Origin of the sequence: Streptomyces muensis (assembly GCF_021474425.1) — a bacterium.
Lineage (GTDB): Bacteria > Actinomycetota > Actinomycetes > Streptomycetales > Streptomycetaceae > Streptomyces > Streptomyces muensis.
In genome coordinates this window covers 1-4455 of record NZ_JAKEIP010000434.1, presented here as the reverse complement: position 1 = coordinate 4455, position 4455 = coordinate 1, and the positions used below count along the sequence as shown (strand labels likewise).

The window sequence follows — 4455 nt, the reverse complement described above, 5'->3', positions numbered from 1 at the left end:
GTCCAGGCGTCGGCGTCGGGGGGGGCCGCCCCCCGCCCCCCCGTCCCCCCCCCCCGACCCCGGGGCCGGGCCCCCGCCCCCACCCCGCGGGGCCCACGCCCCGCCTCCGCGCCCTCCCCCGCGCCCGTCACCCGCCGCGGCCGGCTGGCCGTCCTCGGGCCGGGGCTGGTCCTGGCCGCCACCAGCGTGGGCGCGGGCGACATGGTGACCTCGCTGGCCGGAGCCGCCGGCTACGGCATGGCGCTGATGTGGGCGATCCTCGTCGGAGTCGTCCTGAAGTACACGCTCACCGAGGGAGTGGGCCGCCTGTATCTGGCCTCCGGGCTGACGGTGATCGCGAGCCTGCGCGCGGCCGCCCGCTGGCTGCCGTCCGCGTTCTTCGCGTTCGTGCTGGTCATCGGGCTGCTGTACGGGGCGGCCCTGAGCTCGGTCGCGGCGCTCGCGCTGTCGACGCTGTTCCCCGCGCTGCCGGTGCGGCCGCTCGCGGTGGTGATCGCGCTGGTGTCGGCGGGACTCGTGTACGTGGGCCGGTACACGCTGTTCGAACGGGTGATGAGCGGGTTCATGCTGGCCAAGTTCGTCGGCATGGTCGTGCTCGCGGTGGTCACCCTCGTCACCATGGACGACCCGGCGGGGCTGGTGACCTCGCTGAAGCCGCGGCTGCCCGACGGCGACATGATCACCGTGCTGGCGCTGATCGGCGGGGTGGGCGGCACGGCCGGGGTGGCCTCGTACAGCTACTGGGTGCGGGAGAAGGGATGGCGGCACCGGAGCTGGCTGCCCGTCATGCGGGCGGACTCGGCGGTGAGTTACGCGGTGACCTTCCTGTTCGTGGTGTGCACCTCGATCGTGGGCACCGGTCTGCTGTACGGCAGCGGCCGGACGATCACCGGCAACGACGGGCTGGCCGCGCTGGCCGAACCGCTCGGCGCCGACCTCGGGTCTGTGGCCCGTGTGCTGTTCCTGGGCACCTTCTTCCTCGTGACCCTGAGCGCCCTGGTCGGCGGCTTCAACTCCCTGTGCTACCTGCTGTCCGACTCGCTGCGCACCCTGCGCGGGGTGCCGGACGCCGACGCGGAGCGGCACATGGGCCAACGCAGCCGCCCGTTCCGTCTGTTCGTGCTCTACTGCGCGGTCACCTCCGTGGCCGTGACGTTCGTGGGCCGGCCGGTCCCCCTGGTGCTCACCTACGCCGCCGTGGGCTCCCTGGTCCTGCCGCTGCTGTCCGGGGCGCTGCTGGTGCTTCTCAACCGGCGCGACCTGGCGCCGTCGTACCGCAACAAGACCGTGTCGAACGTGCTGCTGTCGAGCTCCTTCGTCCTGTTCGGGGTGCTCGCCGTCGTCCAGCTCAAGGAAACCCTGGGAGGACTGTGAACCCCGCCGACCTGTGCTTCACCACCGCGACCGACCTCGCCGCCGCGCTGCGGCGCCGAGAAGTGTCCGCCCGTGAGGTCGTCGCCGCCCACCTCGACCGGATCGACCGGGCCAATCCGTCGGTGAACGCGATCGTCACACTCGTCGCCGACCGGGCGCTGGAGCAGGCGGCCGAGGCGGACGAGCGGCTCGCCTCGGGAGCCGAGGTCGGACCGCTGCACGGCCTGCCGGTCGCGCACAAGGACCTCCACGACACGGCCGGCATCCGCACGACCTACGGTTCACCCGTCTTCGCCGACCACGTCCCCGACCGGGACCATCTGGTCGTCAAACGCCTCAAGCGGGCCGGGGCGATCACGCTCGGCAAGACCAACGTGCCCGAACTCGGCATGGGTTCGCACACCGTCAACCCCGTCTTCGGCGCGACCCGTAATCCCTACGACCTCTCGCGCAGCGCGGGCGGCAGCAGCGGCGGCGCTGGGGCCGCCCTCGCCTGTGGCATGCAGCCGATCGCCGACGGCAGCGACACCGGCGGCTCGCTGCGCAACCCGGCGTCCTTCAACAACGTGGTCGGGCTGCGGCCCTCGCCCGGCCGGGTCCCGTCGTGGCCGGACCGGGCGCCGTGGGGGCAGCTGTCGGTGAAGGGGCCGATGGCGCGGACCGTACAGGACGTCGCGTTGACGTTGTCCGTCCTGGCCGGACCGGATCCGCGCAGCCCGCTCGCGCTGGAGACCCCGGGTTCCGCCTTCGCCGGGCGGTTGGACGGCGATGTCCGTGGCCTGCGGGTCGCCTGGTCGCCCGACCTCGGCGGAGCCGTGCCGGTCGAGGCGGAGGTCCGGGACGTGGTGCGCGGCGCGGTGGCGGTGTTCACCGCGCTGGGCTGCGAGGTCGAGGAGGCCTGTCCCGACCTGTCGGGCGCCGACGAGGCGTTCCTGGTCCAGCGGGCCTGGCAGATGGAGCTCGGTTACGGACCTCTGATGGACGAGCAGCGGCACCGCATGGCGCCGGACGTGGTGTGGAACATCGAGGAGGGCCGCAAGCTCACCGGCCCGGACCTGGGCCGCGCCCAGCTGCTCCAGGCGGCCCTCTTCCACCGGGTGCGGGAGTTCTTCGAGCGGTACGACGTCCTGTTGCTGCCGGTCAGCCAGGTCGCACCCTTCGACGTCCGGCTGCCCTACCCCGCGTCGGTGGACGGCACCGCCATGGAGACGTATCTGGACTGGATGCGCTCGGCCTACCTGATCACGATGACCGGGTGCCCCGCGCTGTCGGTGCCTGCGGGCTTCACTGCGGGCGGGCTGCCGGTCGGGCTCCAGGTGGTGGGGCCGCATCGCGGGGATGCGGCGGTGCTCAGGGCGGGGTATGCCTTCGAGCAGGCGACGCGTGTCGGGGAACGCCGGCCGGCGGTCGCGGTGGTCGAAAGCACGGGCGCGGAGGAAGGCGGTCGGTGATGAGCCCTCGCAGTGTCGTGGGGAGTCCTCGCAGCGTCGTCGTGGTGGGCGCGGGCATGGCGGGGCTGGCCACGGCCTGGTTCCTCCAGGAGGCGGGCGTCGAGGTCACCGTCGTCGACCGGCGGGGCGTGGCGGCCGGCGCGTCCTGGGGCAACGCGGGCTGGCTGTCCCCCGCCCTGACCGTGCCCCTGCCCGAACCGGCCGCCCTGAAGCTGGGTCTGCGGCGGCTCCTGTCCTCCTCGTCCCCGCTCTACATCCCGCCCCGCCCCGATCCGCGGCTGGCCCGTTTCCTGCTGGCGTTCACCCGGAACTGCACGCATCGTCGCTGGCAGGTCTCCATGTCCGCGCTCGCCGCGCTGAACCGGAGCGCGCTCTCGGCGTACGACGAACTGGAGCGGGGCGGGGTCGCCGAGCCGACGCGCAAGGACGTGGCGTGTCTGATCGCCTTCACCACCGAGGCCGGGCGTGCCCCGCTGGTGGCTGAGCTGGACGCGGTGCGGGCGGCCGGGCAGGAGGTCGCCTACGACCTGCTCGGCGGTTCCGAGGCGCGCGAGCTGGAGCCGGCGCTCTCGACGCGGGTCGAGGCGGCCGTACGGCTGCACGGACAGCGTCATCTGAATCCCGGGGCGTATGTCGCGGCGCTGGCCGACGCCGTGCGCGACCGGGGCGGAAAGATCGTCACCGGTATGGAGGTGGCCCGGGTGCGGGATGTGGGTTCGGGGGTCGTCGTTCTCGCCGCGGACGGTACGTCCGTGCGGGCCGACGCGGCCGTCCTCGCCTCCGGTGCGTGGCTCGGCCCGTTGGCCGCGCCGTTCGGGGTGCGCACCCCGGTGCAGTCGGGCCGTGGCTACAGCTTCACCGTGCCGCCGGAAGGGCTGCCCACGCGGCCGACCTACTTCGCCGAGCGGCGGGTGGTGTGCACGCCGCTCGGGGACCGGGTGCGGGTGGCCGGGATGATGGAGTTCACGGCGCCCGACCGTCCCCTGGATCGGCGGCGCGTCCAGGCCATCGTCAACGCGGCCCGGGATCTGCTCCCTTCGGCCGACCTGACCCGTCGCACCGACGAATGGGCCGGCCCCCGACCGTGCACGGCCGACGGTCTGCCCCTGGTCGGCCCGACGCGCTCGCCCCGGGTCCACGTCTGCGGCGGGCACGGCATGTGGGGCATCGCGCTGGGCCCGCTCAGCGGCAGGCTGCTGGCGGAGTCGATCGTCACAGGCCGCGGGGCACCGGAGTTGGCCGCGCTGCATCCGTTGCGGTGAGGCCGCTGCATCCGCTGCGGTGAGGCGGAGCGAGGCTGCGGCCGGCGGATCCGGGAAGGGCAGCGGGCGGACGAGGCGGGAGAGGCGCAGACGGGAGGGGCGCGGGAGAGGCTCGGGCGGGAGAGGCGCAGGCGGGCCGAGGCGCGGGCGGGCCGAGGCGGGAGAGGCGCGGGCAGGCCGAGGCAGGAGAGGCGCGGGCAGGCCGAGGCAGGAGGGGCGCGGGTGGCGGTCGCGTTGTCAGTGGTGGGTGACACGATGGCCGTATGAACGAGGATCTTGACGACGTACTGGCCGACCCCGCACGGCTGTTGACGGCCGACCGCGCGGCGGTGCGCGACCACATCGCCGCCGAGGAAGGTGCGCGGGAC

At 74.0% G+C, this 4455-nt stretch carries 3 protein-coding genes; all 3 read left to right on the top strand.

Annotated features, from left to right (window positions below; translation table 11 throughout):
* Nucleotides 1-201 precede the first annotated feature (201 nt).
* The 3 genes from L0P92_RS42475 to L0P92_RS42465 are packed head-to-tail and all read left to right on the top strand — an operon-like array spanning nucleotide 202 to nucleotide 4087.
* Nucleotides 202-1374: an Nramp family divalent metal transporter gene (locus L0P92_RS42475; RefSeq protein ID WP_234768489.1), complete on the top strand. Its 1173-nt coding sequence runs from the start codon at nucleotides 202-204 to the stop codon at nucleotides 1372-1374.
* On the top strand, nucleotides 1371-2825 hold the full coding sequence (locus L0P92_RS42470; RefSeq protein WP_234768488.1) for an amidase: 1455 nt from the start codon (nucleotides 1371-1373) through the stop codon (nucleotides 2823-2825). The genes L0P92_RS42475 and L0P92_RS42470 overlap by 4 nt, the downstream gene beginning before the upstream one ends.
* The gene (locus L0P92_RS42465; protein ID WP_234768487.1) at nucleotides 2825-4087 is read left to right on the top strand and encodes an NAD(P)/FAD-dependent oxidoreductase; all 1263 of its coding nucleotides are present in this window, start codon (nucleotides 2825-2827) and stop codon (nucleotides 4085-4087) included. Before L0P92_RS42470 ends, L0P92_RS42465 begins: the two co-directional genes overlap by 1 nt.
* The last annotated feature ends 368 nt before the right edge of the window (nucleotides 4088-4455 follow it).